General features: G+C 70.4%; 16 protein-coding genes and 1 pseudogene. 4 read left to right on the top strand and 13 right to left on the bottom strand.

What is annotated here, in order from left to right; all coding sequences use genetic code 11:
• Positions 1 to 270 precede the first annotated feature (270 nt).
• From AS857_RS00535 to AS857_RS00525, 3 genes are all read right to left on the bottom strand, one after another.
• Positions 271 to 1,821, bottom strand: coding sequence for a serine/threonine-protein kinase (locus AS857_RS00535; protein ID WP_420823900.1), 1,551 nt, complete (start codon positions 1,819 to 1,821; stop codon positions 271 to 273).
• A gap of 63 nt (positions 1,822 to 1,884) precedes the next feature.
• Positions 1,885 to 2,697 carry an FHA domain-containing protein gene (locus tag AS857_RS00530; RefSeq protein WP_173864713.1) on the bottom strand — a complete coding sequence of 271 codons (813 nt, stop codon included), beginning with the start codon at positions 2,695 to 2,697 and terminating at the stop codon, positions 1,885 to 1,887.
• Between the two features lie 171 nt (positions 2,698 to 2,868).
• A complete protein-coding gene (locus tag AS857_RS00525; protein ID WP_058041082.1) occupies positions 2,869 to 3,291 on the bottom strand; it encodes a winged helix-turn-helix transcriptional regulator in 423 nt (140 codons plus the stop codon).
• 131 nt (positions 3,292 to 3,422) lie between these two features.
• Between AS857_RS00525 and AS857_RS00520 the strand changes: the two genes are divergently transcribed.
• Positions 3,423 to 4,343, top strand: a complete 921-nt coding sequence (locus AS857_RS00520) for an NADP-dependent oxidoreductase (protein ID WP_058041081.1) — start codon at positions 3,423 to 3,425, stop codon at positions 4,341 to 4,343.
• 71 nt (positions 4,344 to 4,414) lie between these two features.
• Here the strand turns inward: AS857_RS00520 and AS857_RS00515 are convergent, their stop codons facing one another.
• Positions 4,415 to 4,963, bottom strand: coding sequence for a hypothetical protein (locus AS857_RS00515; protein ID WP_144440669.1), 549 nt, complete (start codon positions 4,961 to 4,963; stop codon positions 4,415 to 4,417).
• 128 nt (positions 4,964 to 5,091) lie between these two features.
• Complete coding sequence (locus AS857_RS00510; RefSeq protein ID WP_107105473.1) at positions 5,092 to 6,291, bottom strand: alginate lyase family protein; 1,200 nt, start codon at positions 6,289 to 6,291, stop codon at positions 5,092 to 5,094.
• 879 nt (positions 6,292 to 7,170) lie between these two features.
• On the opposite strand from AS857_RS00510, the gene AS857_RS00505 reads away from it, so the two are divergent.
• Complete coding sequence (locus AS857_RS00505) at positions 7,171 to 8,757, top strand: alpha/beta hydrolase (protein ID WP_058041079.1); 1,587 nt, start codon at positions 7,171 to 7,173, stop codon at positions 8,755 to 8,757.
• Positions 8,758 to 8,812: 55 nt separating this feature from the next.
• Here AS857_RS00505 and AS857_RS00500 read toward each other — a convergent pair whose 3' ends face one another.
• Positions 8,813 to 9,193: a winged helix-turn-helix transcriptional regulator gene (locus AS857_RS00500; RefSeq protein ID WP_058041078.1), complete on the bottom strand. Its 381-nt coding sequence runs from the start codon at positions 9,191 to 9,193 to the stop codon at positions 8,813 to 8,815.
• A 144-nt stretch (positions 9,194 to 9,337) separates the two neighbouring features.
• Between AS857_RS00500 and AS857_RS00495 the strand changes: the two genes are divergently transcribed.
• Positions 9,338 to 9,745: a RidA family protein gene (locus tag AS857_RS00495; protein WP_058041077.1), complete on the top strand. Its 408-nt coding sequence runs from the start codon at positions 9,338 to 9,340 to the stop codon at positions 9,743 to 9,745.
• A gap of 227 nt (positions 9,746 to 9,972) precedes the next feature.
• On the opposite strand, the gene AS857_RS00490 is transcribed toward AS857_RS00495, so the two are convergent.
• Together AS857_RS00490 and AS857_RS00485 are read right to left on the bottom strand one after the other, a co-directional pair.
• Entirely contained in the window at positions 9,973 to 10,845 is an 873-nt protein-coding gene (locus AS857_RS00490) for an NmrA family NAD(P)-binding protein (RefSeq protein WP_058041076.1), read from the bottom strand.
• A complete protein-coding gene (locus AS857_RS00485; RefSeq protein ID WP_058041075.1) occupies positions 10,842 to 11,270 on the bottom strand; it encodes a nuclear transport factor 2 family protein in 429 nt (142 codons plus the stop codon). The genes AS857_RS00490 and AS857_RS00485 overlap by 4 nt, the downstream gene beginning before the upstream one ends.
• Before the next feature lie 92 nt (positions 11,271 to 11,362).
• Here AS857_RS00485 and AS857_RS00480 point away from each other — a divergent pair, with 92 nt between their 5' ends.
• Positions 11,363 to 11,953, top strand: a complete 591-nt coding sequence (locus AS857_RS00480; protein WP_058041074.1) for a TetR/AcrR family transcriptional regulator — start codon at positions 11,363 to 11,365, stop codon at positions 11,951 to 11,953.
• A gap of 60 nt (positions 11,954 to 12,013) precedes the next feature.
• On the opposite strand, the pseudogene AS857_RS40795 reads toward AS857_RS00480, so the two are convergent.
• From AS857_RS40795 to AS857_RS00460, 5 genes and pseudogenes are all read right to left on the bottom strand, one after another.
• Positions 12,014 to 12,224: pseudogene (locus AS857_RS40795) on the bottom strand (hypothetical protein); the annotation flags it as partial.
• Positions 12,221 to 12,724 carry a DUF6193 family natural product biosynthesis protein gene (locus AS857_RS00475; protein ID WP_245699545.1) on the bottom strand — a complete coding sequence of 168 codons (504 nt, stop codon included), beginning with the start codon at positions 12,722 to 12,724 and terminating at the stop codon, positions 12,221 to 12,223. The pseudogene AS857_RS40795 and the gene AS857_RS00475, both read right to left, overlap by 4 nt.
• A gap of 346 nt (positions 12,725 to 13,070) precedes the next feature.
• Entirely contained in the window at positions 13,071 to 13,928 is an 858-nt protein-coding gene (locus AS857_RS00470; protein ID WP_058041072.1) for an alpha/beta fold hydrolase, read from the bottom strand.
• The gene (locus AS857_RS00465) at positions 13,925 to 14,548 is read right to left on the bottom strand and encodes a TetR/AcrR family transcriptional regulator (protein WP_058041071.1); all 624 of its coding nucleotides are present in this window, start codon (positions 14,546 to 14,548) and stop codon (positions 13,925 to 13,927) included. Before AS857_RS00465 ends, AS857_RS00470 begins: the two co-directional genes overlap by 4 nt.
• 64 nt (positions 14,549 to 14,612) lie before the next feature.
• On the bottom strand, positions 14,613 to 17,522 hold the full coding sequence (locus tag AS857_RS00460; RefSeq protein ID WP_144440668.1) for an nSTAND1 domain-containing NTPase: 2,910 nt from the start codon (positions 17,520 to 17,522) through the stop codon (positions 14,613 to 14,615).
• Between the last annotated feature and the right edge of the window lie 9 nt (positions 17,523 to 17,531).

Raw genomic sequence — 17,531 nt, 5'->3', positions numbered from 1 at the left:
GGTCGGTGGGTGATCGGTCGGTGAGTGATCGGTCGGTGAGTGGGATTGCGTGGGTGTACGGCGTCCGCACCGGTTTGCGGCGACCGAATGAACAGGCCCCGCTCGAAGAGACCGAGGGTCCGCAAGGTAGTCACGGGGGCGCGGGCGAGGCATCCGGAACGATCCGGGGTGACACGCGCGGGGGTTCCTGATGGACTCGGGAAGTGCGACAGCCCGGGCACGACACGACACAACACGGTGCTGGATTCTCAGCGCTCCCGGAGTCCTCGCTCACCGCACGGGTACGGGGCGCGGGCACTCGGGGACCGGTGGATGGTCCTTCGTCCGCACGGCGGGCAGCCAGGCGTTGGGCCGTGCGGAACCCCGTGGGAGGCGCACGCGGTACCAGGCGGCGGACTGCGTGTCCGCCTCGTCGATGATGGGCATCCCTTGCGGGAGGAGGCAGTCGACGGTGAGCTCATCGCCGTGCCAGACCCGCGTCGGTACGACGTTGTCGATGGTGTACGGCCGGAGGGGGTCGATCGCCAGGCCGAGACTGCACTGCGGGTCCCGGTCCGCACGGTCCCGGCAGCTCTGCTCGGCGTTGAAGACCCGGACGCGGCCGGCCGCTTCGGCCGCCGCGACGCCGGGCTTGCCGGGCGCGCTACGCGTGCCGTGGGTGCCATGCGTGCTGGACACGCCGTCGCGTACGGCGTACGGCCAGATCGCCGCCCCCACCATGCACGCCGCAACGGCTGCGAGTGCAGCGCGGGCTCTTCTTCGCCGGCGTAGCACCGGATGCCCGGTACCGGTCTCCACCGTGGGCTTTGCTGTCGTGGCCTGCCGGTCCCTGATGCGCGCCAGCAGGCTCTCGGCGGTGTGCGCGGCGCGTGCGGCGTGGGTGGGGGCCAGGCAGTCGGCGGCCAGCGCGCGCCAGAACGGCGGAACCGCGCTGTCCAGGCGGAGCGGTGACCGCCCCTCGGCGTACTCCTGCGTCGCGGCGCCGCGGGCCATGGGCGTGGCACCGGGAAACGGCGAGGCACCGGCGGCGAACACCTCGTGGATCATGATGCCCAGGGCCCAGATGTCGGCGCTCGGACGGACCTCCACGCCCCGCTCGCCGAGCGGGGCCTTCCACCGCTCGGGCGGGAGGTAGTCGAAGGTGCCCATCGGAGGTGCGTACCCGTGGGTGCCGTGGGTGCCGGTCAGTTCCGTGGCCAGCCCGAAGTCCGAGAGTTTCACCGAGCCGTCCGGCATCAGCAGGATGTTGTCGGGTTTGAGGTCCCCGTGCACCCAGCCGCTGCGGTGCAGATGGGCCAGGCCCTCACAAATCTCGGCGAACAGCCGGACGCCTACGGCGTCGGCGTCGGCGCCGGTTTCGGCTCCAGCTCCGGCTTCGGTCACTCCGGCGTCGAGCATGTCCCGCAGGCTGCGCTCGGCCCGCTCCATGACCAGCACGACGGCGCCGTCCAGGAGAGGGGAGTCCGGTTCGCCGAGCACGACGGAGTCCAGCAGGCGGATCAGCCTCGGATGGGAGGACCGGCGGCCGAATTCGACCTCGCGCCGGGCGGTTTCCGCAGCCTTGCGGGCCTGGCGCGGTGCAAGACCGGCGGTCGGCAGGACTTTGAGCGCGACGCCGCCACGAAGGCCGCCGTGACCCGGCCCTGCCGTCCGGCCTGCATCGTCGCCATCGCCATCGCCGTCACCGGCTAATCGTCCCGCATAGACGGTTGCCCAGCCGCCCGCCCCGATCGGCTCGGTGACCTCCCAGTCGCCCACGCGGTAGCCGCGCGGAAGCAGTTCCGTGCGGTCACCGCCCGATGAGCCGGCCAAGCCGTGCACCGTATCCCCCTCCGGGTTTCCCTCCGGTCCGCCGGCCGCATCGCCGCGCCGGTCCACCACGTCTCATCTCACCGTCTCCTGCTCCTGTGCACCCGTTCCGGCCCGGGGCGGCAGCAGCGCGAGATGCTCCTCCCGTACGAGCCCGAACCGCAGGACGAGTCCGACGATCGCCTCCCGCTTGCCGTTGCGGCGGGCTTCCCTGCGCGCCCCGTACTCGGCCGGAGTGCTGATCCGCATCTTCTCGTCGGCCAGGTAGTCGATGTGCGAGCTGACCGCCCGAGCCGTCAACTGGCCGCAGGCGGCGTGGCCGCGGAGCCTCTCGACGATCTCGGGAGTGGTCGGCACCGCGACCGGGGACTCGTCGCGCAGCCGCGGTTCGCAGAGCGCGACCAGGACGAGGAAGTAGAGGGCCGTCTCGTCCAGCGAGTACGCGGTCATGGTTCGGCTTCCCCACTGGTCGCCCATGCCGTCCGGGTCCAGGTCCAGGTAGACGTGGTCGGGCGCGAACACCTGGAAGGCGACCGTGGTACTGCGGCGGGTGGGCAGCACAACCCGCGAGAACTCGAAGGGGATGGGCGCTCCGGCCCGCCGCGGCGGCACCCTCAGGTACTCCCCCGCTCCCTCCGGGTTCTCCACCAGATAGCTCTGGGTCGTACTGAGGTTGCTCAGCTGCCAGTGGTCGTCCGTCACCCGGATCTCCCCCGCCAACCGGGAAATCGCCTCGTCGTCGAGGCGGAGCTCGACCGGGCACGTCGCCGAGCCCCGCCCGAAACGCGCCACCTCCCCCGGGCCCAGCCGTAAGGTCACCGCATCACCGCGCGGCTCCCCTCCGGCCTCTCCCTTCCCCTGCGGCAGATAGATCACTATCCCGCTCACTGCCCCCTCCTCACCCTGCAGCACCGGTCCCGCACGCAGGGCGAACGTTACACATCCCGACCAGCCACTCCCACTCCTCGGATCCAGCTGATTCCGGTCTTGCGCAGCGAGACCGTCATGGGGCAGGCACCGCGGTGCCCAGAGCACGGCACGGAGGCGTTTCCGGAGACCTTAATCGCCGGCCGGTCGCACCGCCTCCACCTCGGCTGCCGCCCGCCGGTCATAGGTCCGGCGGGCGGCGAGCACCTCGTCCTGATGTTCCTCGGACCAGTCCTGAATCGCCGTCAGCAGGCCGGTGAGGCTGTGACCGAGCTCGGTGAGTTCGTAGACGACCTTCGGCGGGATCGTGGGGTAGACGGTGCGGGTGACCAGGCCGTCGCGCTCCAGGGTGCGCAGTGCCTGGGTGAGCATCTTTTGCGTGACGCCGTCCAGGCGGCGGCGCAGTGCGTTGAAGCGCAACGGCCCCTGCTGGAGGGCGCCGACCGTGAGCAGGGCCCATTTGCTGGTGAGCAGCGAGAGCACCGGGCGGGACGGGCAGGTCTGGAAGTAGGCATGGGCGCCACCGTATTGCCGCAGGTCATTGCAGGTATCCATAGGGAACCTGGGTATCAGGAGGGTGCCTTCTTCTCAAGTGTCGGTGCCTGGCGCAGGCTGGTGTGTGCCGCGCGGCAACCGTGAGAGATCAGCAAGAAGCTCAGTAAGAGGGGTACGTGATGGGTGTGCGTATGCGCGCTGTCAGTCAGCTTGCCTTCGGCGGTCCGGAGGAGCTGCGCGTGGCGGAGGTGGAGCGTCCGGAGCCGGTGGCCACCGAGGTGCTGGTGCGGGTCGAGGCGGCAGGTGTGAACCCGGTGGACGCGAAGTTCCGGGCAGGTGTGGTCCCTTGGGGGACGCTGCCGTTCGTCCCCGGCTGGGACGTGTCGGGGGTGGTCGAGGCGGTCGCCCCGGGCGTCACCCGCTTCGCTCCGGGCGACGAGGTGTACGGGCTGGTGCACTTCCCGTGGCGCGGCGGCGGCTACGCCGAGTACGTCACCGCCCCGCCCCGCCATCTGGCCCACAAGCCCGCCGCCCTCACCCACGCCGAAGCCGCGGCGCTGCCGATGGCGGCGCTCACCGCCTGGCAGGGATTGGTGGACACGGCGCGGGTGTCGAGCAGGCAGCGGGTGCTGATCCTCGGGGCGGCCGGCGGGACGGGCCACCTGGCCGTACAGGTCGCCAAGGCGCTCGGGGCGTACGTCATCGGCACCGCGCGGGCGGAGAAGCACGCATTCGTGCGCGGCTTCGGTGCGGATGAGCTCGTCGACTACACCACGACCGATGTCGGTGCGGCCGTACGGGACGTCGACATGCTCTTCGACCTGGTCGCAGGTGACGACGCGGCGCGGGCGGTGGAGACACTGCGGCCCGGCGGGATCCTGGTGAGCGCCACCCGGGCGGCGGCCGTGCCGGACCTGACCGAGCGGGGGGTGCGCTTCGCGAGCCTCGGCGTCGAGCCCGACTACGCCTCGTTGGAGAAGCTCAACGCGCTCATCGCGCAGGGGCGGCTGCGGGTGCACGTCGAACGCGTCCTGCCGCTGACGGAGGCGGCCGAGGCCCACCGCCTGATCGAGAGCGGGCGGGTGAAGGGAAAGATCGTCCTCGTTCCCTAGGAGGGACGGGATTCGGTGGGGACGGGCAGGTGGCGGCGCGTCGCGCAGCAGACGGACTGACACCGGGTGCGTCAGTCGTCGACGGTCAAGGCGAGCACGGCGACGTGAGACCGCGTGACCAGTAGGAAGTCCTTGCGCCAAGCGGCGGAGTAGGCGCCGTCGTGGGACAGGTCGACCTCCGCCGCGATCCGTACCACTCCCAGCCGCTGCTCAATGGCTGCGACGAGGCTCTCCGTGCCATCGGAACGGACATCCACAAGGACATTCGCAAGGACATCCACAGGCACCGCACTCCGGCCCGAAGCCATCGACTCGACGGCCCGCCGCACTTCCTGGTACCAGCGCGAAAGCGGCTTGATCGGCCGTACGCCGACTACGTCGGCCACGCCGTCACGGCTCGCAGCCGACTGCGCGACCTGTACCAGCGGTACGCGCGGGGGAAAGCCGTCAGTGAGCGGCAAGGCGACCACCAGGGAGATGCCGACGGCGTGGTCCGCATCGGTCAACGCCTCTTCTATGGGCAGGGCGACCTCACGCACCGCGGCCTGGGCCGAGCTCGCCGCCTTCTCCGCTGCGGACGCCTGGTCCGGCGGTACCGGCTGTACTGGTGGTATGCGCATCCACCGACGGTAACGTGCAGGCACACGCGTTCACGCACCGCGTGTGCCTGCCCGCTTCCGTCCGACGGTGGACGTCGGGGGGGACGACCGACGGTGGACGACCGACGGTCGGCGATCAGCGACCCCGCTCAGCGGTTCTTCGCGTGGGTCAAGGCTTCCCAGGCGACGAAGAGGTCGTCCGTTCCCACCTTCCGCAGTCGCTGGGCAGCCCGCTGGGCCTGGGGCATCGAGATGCCCCGCCGGGTGCGGAAGTGGTTGAGGGCCACCTCGGTGTCCGGCCCCATGGCACGGTCCAGATGCCCGCCGCACAGCCAGCGCGGCGCGTGGGCGCCCAGTTGGTACCGGGCGTGGAGGGTGAGCGCTGCCCGCATCCGTTTGCCGACCTCGCCGTAGAGGTCGAGGCCCTGATGCCAGGCGGTCTCCGCGATGTGGGCGGTGGCCGCGAGGGAGTAGCCGATGTGGGTGAAGTTCCGGCAGGTCTCCTGGCCGAGGCCGCTCACGAACCTCCGCTGCCCGAACCAGTACTCCCTGGTCCTGTCGGGGGTTCTGATGTGGCTGCCCGGCGGGCGCTTGGGCAGGGGGCCGTCGGACTTGAGGTAGAAGTAGGCCGGGACACGGGCGCGGAACCTGCGCACGGCCCTGTTGAAACCGCGCCGGTCGTCGAGGAACACCGAGATCCCCATGGCGGCGTCGGTCATGACCAGGTCCCAGTTCCCGTTGTAGTCCGGTACGGGGACCGTCACCTCGCGGAGGTAGGCCGTGCGCAGCATGCCGGCGAACCGCCGCACCCGGTTGCGCGGCCAACCGCCGTGGGTGTGCCGCATGATCTCCGCAGCCCGCGCCCAGGAGCTGCCGGCCCATGCCGCCTGCAACGCGGCATTGCCTTCGGTGTGCTCCCTGACCACGGCAGACCACGCATCCATGATCTGCACGGCCTTGCGGGCGTGCGCGCGGTCCCGCGTGACGTACCACAGGAGCGCGTGCGTGTACGCGGCGATCGCGTCCTCCCGTTCCTCGACGCACCCGTATCCGGGCCGGTCGTCCGGCGGGCACTCCACGACCCGGACGGGCCTCGCGGTGTAGTGGAGCGACCCGTACCTGCTGTGGCGCATGACGGCGAACGACGACCGCCACTCACCGCCGGCCTTGACTCGTTTGCGGAGGCGGTCGAGCTGGCCCTTGCTCACCAGCACCCCCGGATGCTTGAATCCGCGCGCGTGCGCGGACGGCCGTACCACCGGCTCCGCCGTACCGGCGGCTTCCGCCAGGGGGACCGGCGACGTCAATGTAGTGAGCAGAGCGACCGTCAGAGCCGTAGGGCGAAGCAACCGCCTGATGCCGTTGCCGCGTAGTCCGGACACAACACACCTCCAATTCGATGCTGTACGCCTCACTCCCCCCACGGGCCCGGGCGCCGTGTGCAGTACGCCAATGGGAGACCGGGCCAGGTACCGCGCCCACGTTCGGACGCGTGCCGCCCACGCGTCGACGGCTTGTCCGCGTTCGTCCGCGGCAGAAGGGCACAGCCGTGCCCAAGAGCCGCCAGGACGTCAGCGAACTGACTGCGGGTCAGCTGGACGGCCCCACACCGAGGGGCGGCCGGGTGGGCCGTTGGGCTCCCCCGGAGGCCGACAGTCACCCAGTCGCATACGTCGTCGCAGAGCGGGTCCCCTCCGGGGAGCATGGGACGCGCTGGGGAGCGCGTGGGGAGAAGCGGTTACGTAGGGCGGCATGGACGGTGAAGGGCTGTGAAACATGAATCTCCGCAGGTCAGGCCGGCACTGATCCACCTACCTGCAGGTTGAGAGCACCAGGGTGGGCGGCATCCCAAAACCGACAGGCCAAGACAATCGGAATGATCTTCAGAATAGCGACATCATCGGTATTTCAGCGTCAAGCGGTCTGATCGTCATGGAAAACGGTTTACGTATCGATAGGACCGCAGATTAGGCACCCTTTGCCGCGGACTCCGGAATCGCCGCGCCCTCCGCGTAGTGCGTCACCGGAAAGATGGCCGAGGTGCATACGCTCGGCGCGGCAAAGAGACAGCCTCCCCCCCTCGCGAGTAGCTGAGGGTGGCCCCACCAGGTTTGGGGGGTCAGCCGTAGTGAGTGGGGGCGGCTGCTCCGCCTAGCGTCTGACGGTGTGAGACACATACAGAACAGGACGAAGCGATCCCCTTACGCCCAGCACCCCGAGGAGACGTCGTGACCGCCCCCGGTTCCGCCGTGCGCCGCGCCTCCGCCGTGGGCCTCGCCCTCGCCGCCTGCCTGGGCGCGGCCCCCATCACCACGGCCGCGGCGGCCCCCACCACTTCGAAATCCGAAGCCGGGCTCGACCGTTACTACGGCCAGCGCCTCGGCTGGGGCAGCTGCGCCACGGGCCCGGGCGACACCATGGGCCGCGATCTTGACAAGGCCGGCGTGCAATGCGCAGACGTCACCGTGCCGCTCGACTACGCCGACCCCCGGGGCCGTACGATCACCGTCGCGATATCCCGGCTCAAGGCCACCGACACCCGCCACCGCATCGGCTCGATCCTGCTCAACAACGGCGGCCCCGGCGGCACCGCCCTCGAGTCCCCGCCGGAATTCCGCACGTGGATGAAGAAGGCCGGCCCGCGGTACGACATCGTCGGCTTCGACCCGCGCTTCGTCGGCCGCAGCACCCCGCTGGACTGCGGCTGGCCCGTCGGCACCAACCTCTTCTCGGCCGGTCTCGGCCGGGCGGGCTTCGATCGCCAGGTCGCCTTCCAGAAGACTCTGGCCGACAAGTGCCGTGCCACCAACGCCTCCGTGCTGCCGCACGTCACCACCCGCAACACGGCCCGCGACATGGACGTCATCCGCGGCGCGCTCGGCGAGAAGAAGATCTCCTACTTCGGCTACTCGTACGGCACCTACCTGGGCACCGTCTACAGCCAGATGTTTCCCGGCCGCACCGACCGCGTGGTCCTGGACGGCGCCATCGACCCACGCAAGTTCGGCCCCCGGATGCTCCAGGAGTCCGTCGGCGAGAACGAGCAGGCTCTCGCCGACTGGGCCACCTGGGCCGCCGCCCGCAACGACGTCTACGGCCTCGGCCGCACCCGTGCCGAGGTCCTCGCCACCATCGACCGCGTCGTCAAGGCCTCCTCGCGCAGCCCGCTGACCGTCGGCACCGCCCCGGAGACCTTCCGGCTCGACGACACGCAGATCCCGTTCATTCTGCTCGCCGGCGTCGACAGCGACACCGACACGTCCCGGGCATCCCTCGCCGAGCAGGTGTCCGTGCTGAACAAGGCCGCGGCCGGGCAGCCGACCCGGCTGTCGCCGCTCTTCGCCGCGACCCTGCGGCTCGCGACGACCGGCGAACAGTCCCACCACGGCAGCGTGCAGACCGCGATCATCTGCGGGGACTCGGCAGCCCCGCGCGACCCCGAGGTCTACTGGCGGGACATCGAGCGCAGCCGCGCCATACACCCGCGCTTCGGCGCGCTGGCCAACAACATCGGCCCGTGCGCCTTCTGGGACCGGCCCCGCGAGAAGCCCACCCGGGTGGAGCACGACACCAAGGCGCTGATCGTGTCCGCCACCGGCGATCCGCGCACCGCACACAAGGGTGCCGTTGCCCTGCACGGTCTGCTGCCGAGCTCCAAGCTGATCACCGTCGAGGGCGCCAACCGGCACGCGGTCTACGGCCTCTACGAGAACGCCTGCGTCGACAACAAGGTCAACCAGTACCTCGCCACCGGCAAACTGCCTGCCGACGACCAGACCTGCTCCAAGCAGGCCGCGCTTCGGCCCACCGGGTGAGCACAAGCGGCGCGCGCTCGTGGGCCCACATGGCGGCGAGCGGGTGCCCCACTCGTCAGGTGTCGAAGCGCTGGCGGGAGCCCTCGATGTGACCGAGGTACCGGTGGGTCCAGTCGCACAGTCCGTCGATCGTCACCCGCAGGGCCCGGCCCGGCTCGGTGAGGGTGTACTCCACCCGTGGCGGTACGACAGGGTGCACCGTCCGCTCGACCAGGCCGTTGCGCTCCAGCATGCGCAGGTTCTGGGTGAGCATCTTGTGGCTGATGCCCTCGATCTCGTTCCGCAGCTCACCGAAACGCAGGGTTCGTTCCCCCAGGGCCTCGATGATCAGGAGCGCCCACTTGTTGGCGACGTCCGAGAAGATCTCCCGCGCCAGAGAGTCCGCGCGCCTCAGGTCCGCCTCGTCGGGCGAACCCGTGAACTGCTTGGTCACCATTAGGTTCCCCAGTCACTGAAAAGTGCGTTCTTCCATGTCAGCGGCCACTCTCCTACGGTTCCTGAGTAACCACAAGAGAGCGAGCGCGTCGCGGCTTGGCGGAAGCGAGCTCACGGGCGCCTCATGGCAAAGGAGGCAGGCAGCATGGCCATCACCCTGGTGAACCCCGGCGGATTGCCGGAAATCGACGCCTACCGGCAGGTGTCGATCGCGACCGGGTCGAAACTGGTCTTCATCGCCGGGCAGGTCGCGTGGGACGCCGATGGGGTGACGGTCGGCGAAGGAGACCTCGCCGCTCAGGTCGAGCAGTGCTACCTCAACATCGGCACCGCCCTGGCCGGAGTAGGTGGTTCCTTCGACGACGTGGCGAAACTGACCGTCCACGTCGTCGACTGGACCCCTGACAGGATGCCCCTGCTGATGGAGGGAATCGCTCGGGCGGCCGCGAAGCTCGGGGTCGCCCCGGTCCCGCCGGCCACGCTGCTGGGCGTCGCGGCACTGGACGTACCCGAGCACCTGGTCGAGGTCGAGGCCACCGCCGTCATCGACTGAACAGGCGTTCTTCGCCACGGGGCGGAGTGCGGCCAGGCCCTGCCTCGTCGACCTGGCGGCCGCCTACTGCACCGATTGCGCGAGGTCGTCGACGATGGCGGTGGCCTGCACGTTGCGGAACGGAGCCAGCGCCTCCGGCGTTCCCGCGACCAGTAGGCAGTGCGGGATGCGATCACTGGCCCAACCGGAGAGGGCAGACCTGGATCTGGTCTCCGTGCCGCACGCTCTCAGTGACCCGGTCCGTGATCCGGTGCTGTCCGCCCGGACAGCTCCCGTTCGGCGACCGCCCGGAACCCGTGGGGTGGACGGCCGGTGAGGCGCTGGACGGTGTCGGTGGTACGGTCCTCGGCTCCCTCGGCGATGGCGCGGTCCATGCCGGCCAGCATCGTGGCGAACTCCTGCGGCATCAGTGCGGCGAGCCGGTCGCGCATGTCGTCGTAGGTCAGGTGGTGGTGGGCCACGGGGCGGCCGGTGACCTGGGTGACGATCGCGGCGATGTCGTCGTGGCTGAGCGCCTCCGGTCCGGTCAGGACCAGGTCGGCATTGGGGGCGCGGTCGTCGGTCAGGGCGTGCACGGCGACGGCGGCGATGTCGTCGGCGTCGACGAAGCCGACCCGGCCGGTCCCCGCCGCGGTCACGATGACGCCGTGCTCGCGGATGCTGTCGGCGTGGGCGTGCGTGCCGGTGAAGTTCTGCATGAACCAGGAGGGCCGCAGCACCGCCCACTGGCCGAACAGGCCGGGCAGGGCCTGGTGCACCGCCCCCACCGCCGGGCCCCCTGCGGGGATGGCCGAGGAGCTGAGGAGTACGGCGCGGTGCACGCCCGCGGCGCGGGCCTGATGAAGGAAGGGCAGCATGACCACGGCCGGGTCGGCGTCGCCGACGGGCGGGACGAGGTAGACGCGATCGGCTCCGTCGAGTGCGGCTCCGAAGGTGGCGGGGTCGTACCAGTCGAAGCGGACCGGTTCGGCGCCCGGGAGCGGGGTGGCCCGACGGCCGGCGGCCTTGACGCGGTGGCCGGCGGCGATCAGCTGCGCGGTGGTGCGGCTGCCGGTGGTACCGGTGGCGCCGGTGACCAGCGTGGTGGCGGTGGTGGTCACCGGGCCCCGCCCTGGGCGAAGTCCGTGCCGAGCTCCTCGACGGCGAGGGGGTTCCAGTAGTCGCGGTAGGAGGTGAAGCGCCCGGCCCGGACGGTCACGACGGCGATGTAGGTCATGTCGAAGGGACTTCCTGTCGCGACCAGGCGGCCCACGCCGCGCATCTCGGCCACGATGGTCGCGGGATCGGTGGTCTCATGGATCTTCAGGTCGGGGAAGCCGTGCAGGTCGATGTGGTCGGGGTAGTCACGCATGTAGGCAGCGATGGCTTCCCGTCCCTCCAGCCGCTCGGGCCAACCCGGCGGAGCGAAGGGGAACTCCATGACGCCGTGCTCGGCCCACAGGCCGACCCAGGCGCGAATGTCCTTGTCCAGGAGCAGGCTCAGGCTGTGGCGGTACAGGTCCGCCGGCGTGGCCGTTGCGGGCATGAGGTTCTCCGTCCCGTACGATACGGACCAGCGGTCCGCTTCTTTCGCCAACGATACGGACCGCCGGTCCGCATCGCAACCGGAGGAACCCCATGCCCGAACCCGAACGCAAACCCCGCAAGGACGCAGCGCGTAACCGGGCAGCCGTCTTCGCAGCCGCCGACTCCCTCTTCGCAGACTGCCGGAGCCCCGAAGAAGTGACCATGGCCGACATCGCGGCGGCGGCCGGCGTCGGCAAGGGAACGCTCTTCCGCGCCTTCGGCGACCGCACCGGGCTGATCCGCGCGCTGTACGAGGCACGACTCGAACCCATCAGGAACGCCGTCGAAGAGGGCCCGCCGCCCCTGGGCCCCGCCACCCCACCGCTGCAGCGTGTGCCGGCCCTGCTCGATGCCGTCCTGTGCTTCAAGCTCGACAACCGCCACCTCGCGCAGGCCCTGGAAGGAACCGGCACGGACAGCCCCTACCGGACGGAACACTACGAGCGCTGGCACACCCTCCTCCGCGACCTCCTGCAGCACATCCCGGGGCAGGGCGACAGCGACTTCACCGCCCACGCCCTGCTCGCCGCCACCCGGGCCGACCTCGTCACCTACCTGGCCGACGAGAAGGAAATGCCGCGCGAGGAACTACGGGACCGGCTGGCGAAGTTCACCGCCGGAGTCCTCGGCAGCACTCCGTGAAACGCCCCTGGGATCGATGGACCGCGGCGACGCCCCTCGGCTTCCAGCCGTCGCCCGGCCCTACCAAGCGGCTGCCTGGATTACTTGCATGGCAATGTCCTGCACCGATCGGCCGTCCGTCGGGATACGGACGGTTCCCACGGGAGCCCCATCTGACCTCGCCACCGCCCATGGCCCGGCTGATCATGGGCCTTTCCAGGACACTCACCGTGTTGGTGTAGATCGGACGACGCTGGCCAAGAGCGGCGTAGTTGGACCAGACCGCCGCTAGTCGAGTTCGGAGTCACTGGCCTGGATGGCCGGCTTGCAGTCCGGGGGCAGCGCCTCTACGACCAGGGCGATCGCTTCGGCGACGGTGGTGACAACGGTGTGCGTGCCGAGTGATGTCTGTCGGCTGCCGACCCGCCAGCTGTTGTTCTCGGCGGGGCCTATCTCGAAGAGGTCATGGGAGAAGGGCGGCATGGGGGAACGGTGGAATGTGAGCGTGCCGTGGGTGACGAACGGGGCGAGTTGGCGCAGCTCCGGGGTGTTGTACGCCCCTTCCACGAGGGGAGCATTCCGCTGGCCTGCGGTCGCGGCCCTCGCCACGTCCCACGCGTACTCGACTGCGCGTCCCTCCTCGTGTGCCACTGCGCGGGGGGAGGCGGCGAGCCACACCCGACGGCCGGCGATCACGGTGAGTGCGTCGCCACGCTGCCAGTCGTCGAGCGCCTGCGCCACGTCCGTCAGCGTCTCGGCATGCCCGGAGAGAGCCGCTCCCAGCCAGGGCATCGTCAGGTCGACCTGGATTTCGCGCCGGTCGCGTTCCAGGACGACATGGACGATCCCGCGGTCTGCCTCGACGACGAGCGTGACCGGCCCCTGAGGTGCCGATGACCATTCCGTGACGCGCAGGGGCGCCAGGGTGATTCCGGCTGCTGCCGCGAAGCGCCGTAGCCCAGCGCCCGGGTCGCCGGCGTCGGGGCTGAGCTCCGGGTAGAGCGCAGTATCCATCTTGGGCCCGTCGTGCGGGGACTGTGCGCTCACAGGGGATCTTCCTCTCGTCCGGCTGGTCATGTTATGTGACCGCCGTCCCAGGGGCCGAGTCCTCCACCCTGATCTCAGCTGAGTCCCACGCTCACTCGATCCCTTCCAGGAACGGGACGATCGCATCGACGAAGTGCTCGTTCCGGTCGCCGACCACCATGTGCCCCGCGTCGGCCACCTCGACGCGCCGCGCGTTGGGAACCCTGTCGCAGAACTGCTCGGCGACGTCTGCGCGCACCACGTCGCTGATCCCGCCGCGGACGAGCAGGATCGGCACGTCGGCGTGGCGCGCGGCGTCGAGGAGACGGTCCGCCATGCCGGGCGGGTCCGTCCGGCCGTCGAAGCTGTCCAGTATCCGGGGGTCCCAGTGCCAGACCCAGCGATCGCCGTGGCGTCGCAGGTTGTTCCGTAGCCCCTCGGGGTCATCCGGGGGTGGGCGATGTGGCAGGTGGGCGGAGACGGCCGCGGCCGCTTCCCCGACGCTGGCGAAACCGTCCGGTCGGCGGCGCATGAACTCGATGATCCGGCGAACCCCGCGGGGGTCCGGTCGATGGGCTACGTCGACGAGCACCAGAGCGCGGATCGCCGCCCTGGGTGCCTCTCCGGCGGCAAGCAGTGAACTCAGGCCCCCGAGCGAGGCACCTATGAGTATCGGCCGGTGGCCGAGTTCGGCGACGAGTGCCCGGACGTCCTCGGCAAACAGGTGGAGGCCGTAGTCGCCATCGGCCGACCATTCGCTGGTGCCGTGCCCGCGCAGGTCCGGGGCGATGACCCGCCACCCCAGCGCGGCCAGTCGAGGGCCGGTCCGACTCCAGGCACGTCGCGTCTGGCCACCGCCGTGCAGCAGGACAAGAGGTGGCGAGGACGCCTCGCCCCACTCGTCCGCCGCGAGCAGGATCCCGCCGCGGCCCACGAAGCTTCGGGGGCGTGGCAGTGCGCCGGCCGTCATACCGCGCCTCGCATGCGCAGCGGCGCCAGCAGCTGGCCGCGGTGGGGATCGGCAGCCGCCGCGGCGAGCGCGACGTCCAGCGCGAACAGGGCGCGCGCGAGGAACCGGTCGTCGTCGATCAGGCCGACGACCCACTGATGCAGCGCGCCTACGCACGCGGTGCCGACAACGGCGGCCAGCGCGTCAGTGTCGATGTCGGCGCGCAGGAGGCCCTGTGTCCGCGCATCCGCCATCGTCCGGCGGAGCTGGGTGAGCGGACTGCGGTCGAGTACGAGGCCGCTTTCCTCCCACTCGCGCACCATGCGACGCGACACGACCGGGTCGTCCACGAACAGGCGCACGGTCGACCTGACGACCTCCCGCGGGTCACCGGCTCCCATCGCCGCCAGACGGCGCTCGAGTTCGTCCATGAACCCGTCGGCGAGCGCCTCCCAGATCTTGTCGCGCGATCCGATCAGGTTGTACACGGTGGCCGGGGCGACCTCCGCCCGCTCGGCGATCCGCTCGGTACTGATCACCGATTCCGGGCTGTCCCGCAGGAGTTCGCGCGTCGCCTCGAGGATCCGGTTCCGTCGCCGGGCTTTGTGCTGCTCACGCAGCCCGCCTTCGACCGTCTGCATACGCGCACACCCCTCCGGTAAAACTTAGAGAGCTCTCCAAAATTAGAGGCGCCTCTGAACCCGGTCAAGGGTGTGGACTTGTCCGGTTCCAGCCGGCGCAGGGCGGACGGTAGTCCAGGCCGGGGAAGTGGCGGGACCACTGGGCGCGGCTGATGGTGGTGCGGACGTGCGTGCAGGCGTGGGCCAGTGCCCAGGACGGATCGGTGTTCCAGATGTCGATCGTGTGATCGTGGCTGAGTGTGACGATCGCGCCGGGCGCCGAGAGAGGGAGTACGACCGCGAGTCCTCCCGAGAGGCTGCTCAGCGAGGCCCGTTCGACGGGGTGGGAGCGGTCGGTCGCTTCCCAGAGGCGTACGGTCCCGTCCTGGCCGGCCGTGACGACCGTACGGCCGTCGGGGGTGAACTCCACGCTGGTGACCATGCCGGTATGGCCGTCGAGGCGGCCCAGCCGTCGGGGCTGTCGCGGATTGGTCACGTCCCACAGGCGCGCCGTGTGGTCGTCGCTGCCGGAGAGGAGGGTGCGACCGTCCCGGCTGTAGGCGAGGGCATCGATGAAGTCGTCGTGGTCCTTGAGAACGGCTATGGCTGGCGCGTGAAGCGGGTCGGTCACGTCCCACAGGCGGACGGTGCGGTCGTCGGAGCCGGAGGCCAGCGTCGTGCCGTCGGGGCTGAAGACGACCGGTTTGACGTTCAGGGAGTGGCCCGTCAGCCGGTTCAGGAAGCGGGGGCGGGCCGGGTCGCTCACGTTCCACAGCCGGATGGTGTGGTCGTAGCTGCCGGTGGCGATCGTACTGCCGTCCGGGCTCACGTCCAGGGAGAAGACGAGGTCGGTGTGGCCGGTGGAGGTCTTCGACAGCGGGTGCGGGTGCCGGGGGTCGGTCACATCCCAGAGCCGCATCTCGCGGTCCCGGCCGACGCCGGCCAGAACGTCCCCCCGTGGGCCGAAGGCCAGCGCCAAGGCGCTGTCGGCGTGGTCGTCGATGGCGCCCAGGCGGGTGGGGCGCTGGGGATCGGCAAGGCTCCACAGCTCGAGACTGCCGTCGTCGCGCGCCGTGGCGAGCGTGCGGCCGTCGCGGGTGACGGCCAGCGCGTGGGTGTGACTGTCAAGTGTGCGCGAAAGCACGCTGGACAGGCCGTTGCGCGTGGCCGCGTTCGATTCCAGATGGTGCGCGGCCAGTGCGAGCTGCGCGGCGAGCGAGCGGTCGCGGGTGCGCAGCGCAGCCGCGGTGTCGACGGCCTTGAGCGCGAGTACGTGGTTGCGCTGCGCGGTGACGGTCTGCTGGGAGTGCACGGCGAAGCCGACGGCGGTCACGGCGCAGACGAGCAGGACGATGAGGGCCGTGACGAGCCGGCGCAGACGGCGGACCCGGCGGCGGACGCGCAGTGCCTCCGTTCTTTCCGCGGTCTCGCTCGCGTCGAGGAAGGCACTCTCCCGGGCGGTCAGCGCTTCCTTCGGAAGATCCTTCACGGTGGCCAGGCGTGCCCCGCGGTAGAGGGTGTCGGGATCGCGGTGCAAGGATTCCCAGACGGCGGTGGCTTCGGTGAGTGCGCGATGCAGGCGCAGCTGGTCCCGGTCCTCGCTCAGCCAGCGGCCGAGGCGGGGCCAGCAGCTGATCAGGGCCTCGTGGGTGATCTCGATGCGATCCCCGTCGACGGTCAGCAGGCGTGCCCGGGTGGCCTGTTCGAGGACTTGCGCGGTGTCGGAGGTGTCGGAGGTGTCGTCGAGTTCGTGGCGCGGTACGCGGCGTTTGGTGTCCTCGGTGCCCTCGCCCAGGGCGATGAGCCGCAGGAACAGCTGTCGGGCGATCCGCTGCTGGGTGTCGCTCAGGCCGGAGTGGAAGGCTTCGGCGGTCTGCGCGAGGGCGCCCTCGAAGCCGCCCGCTGCCTGGAACCCGGCGAGGGTCAGGGCGTTGCCCCGCCGGCGGTGCCAGGTTTCCAGGAGTGCGTGTGAGAGCAGGGGCAGCGTCCCGGGCCGGCCGTGGGCGGCAGCCGTGAGAGCCGCCAGGAGGGCGCCCTCGACGGTCAGCCCGGCGCGGACGGCGGGCCGGACGATCGCTGCTCGCAGTTCGTCGATGGTCATCGGACCGACGGGGATGTGGGCGTCGGCCAGGGCGTCGACGAGGCCGGGGAGCCGGGTGCAGTGGGTGTAGAAGTCGGACCGTACGGCGAGGGCGACGCGGCAGCGGCTGTCGGGGGTCTGTGCGGCGTGCAGGAGTGAGGTGACGAAGGCGTCGCGTTCCTCCGCGTCACGGCAGAGGGTGAACAGTTCCTCGAACTGGTCCACGATGACGATGAGGTCGCCGTCCGTCGGATTCGGCGAGCGGGCCAGTGTCTGGCGCGCGACACGGTGCAGCGTGCGCGGCTCCGCGGCGAGTTCGGCGTACAGGGGGCCCGGAGTGATCCGGGCTCGGGCCGCCAATTGGATCGCGCATTCTTCCAATGGATGTGGGCCGGGAGTGAAAACCAGGGCGGGTGTTCCGGAGAACTTGGGAAGCACTCCGGCCCGCAGTACCGAGGACTTTCCCGACCCCGAAGCTCCGAACAGAACAAGTAATCGCTTCTTCTTCAGGTGTTCGACCAGCTTGCCGGTGAGATTCTCACGGCCGAAGAACGTGTCGGCATCGGCTTCCTGGAAAGAGGCCAGGCCGGCATAGGGGGCAGAGGCCGCCTCTATGGTCCGGTCCGGGGCCGCGCCGACGGTTTCGGCAGCGCATGCAGCCACCGTCCTGCGCCAGGTCAGCTCCCATTCCTGCTCGTCACCGCCGCAGGCGCGGACGTAGGCGAGGGTGACGGCCAGGGTGGGCAGTTGACGTCCCCCCGCGGCGCCGGAGAGCGTCGCGATCGAATAGTGCGCCCGCCGTGCGAGGTCCCGGTAGGTGGGGCTTCCCGCCTGCTCCCGTAGCCTCCGCAATTTCGCGGCGAAATCCAGCAGCGGACCGCCCTCCGCGTCCAGCGGGCGCTCTCCACGTGGCACCTGTACGCA

This window comes from Streptomyces roseifaciens, assembly GCF_001445655.1.
GTDB lineage: Bacteria > Actinomycetota > Actinomycetes > Streptomycetales > Streptomycetaceae > Streptomyces > Streptomyces aureoversilis.
Note: the sequence above shows the minus strand (reverse complement) of the source record. Positions and strands in the feature narration are given on the sequence as shown.

Coding starts and splice junctions, on each gene's coding strand:
- AS857_RS00525 (WP_058041082.1), bottom strand. CDS start 3,291: ATGGATACCTGCAATGACCTGCGGCAATACGGTGGCGCCCATGCCTAC.
- AS857_RS00520 (WP_058041081.1), top strand. CDS start 3,423: ATGCGCGCTGTCAGTCAGCTTGCCTTCGGCGGTCCGGAGGAGCTGCGC.
- AS857_RS00515 (WP_144440669.1), bottom strand. CDS start 4,963: ATGCGCATACCACCAGTACAGCCGGTACCGCCGGACCAGGCGTCCGCA.
- AS857_RS00500 (WP_058041078.1), bottom strand. CDS start 9,193: ATGGTGACCAAGCAGTTCACGGGTTCGCCCGACGAGGCGGACCTGAGG.
- AS857_RS00495 (WP_058041077.1), top strand. CDS start 9,338: ATGGCCATCACCCTGGTGAACCCCGGCGGATTGCCGGAAATCGACGCC.
- AS857_RS00485 (WP_058041075.1), bottom strand. CDS start 11,270: ATGCCCGCAACGGCCACGCCGGCGGACCTGTACCGCCACAGCCTGAGC.
- AS857_RS00480 (WP_058041074.1), top strand. CDS start 11,363: ATGCCCGAACCCGAACGCAAACCCCGCAAGGACGCAGCGCGTAACCGG.
- AS857_RS00475 (WP_245699545.1), bottom strand. CDS start 12,724: ATGCCCTGGCTGGGAGCGGCTCTCTCCGGGCATGCCGAGACGCTGACG.
- AS857_RS00470 (WP_058041072.1), bottom strand. CDS start 13,928: ATGACGGCCGGCGCACTGCCACGCCCCCGAAGCTTCGTGGGCCGCGGC.
- AS857_RS00465 (WP_058041071.1), bottom strand. CDS start 14,548: ATGCAGACGGTCGAAGGCGGGCTGCGTGAGCAGCACAAAGCCCGGCGA.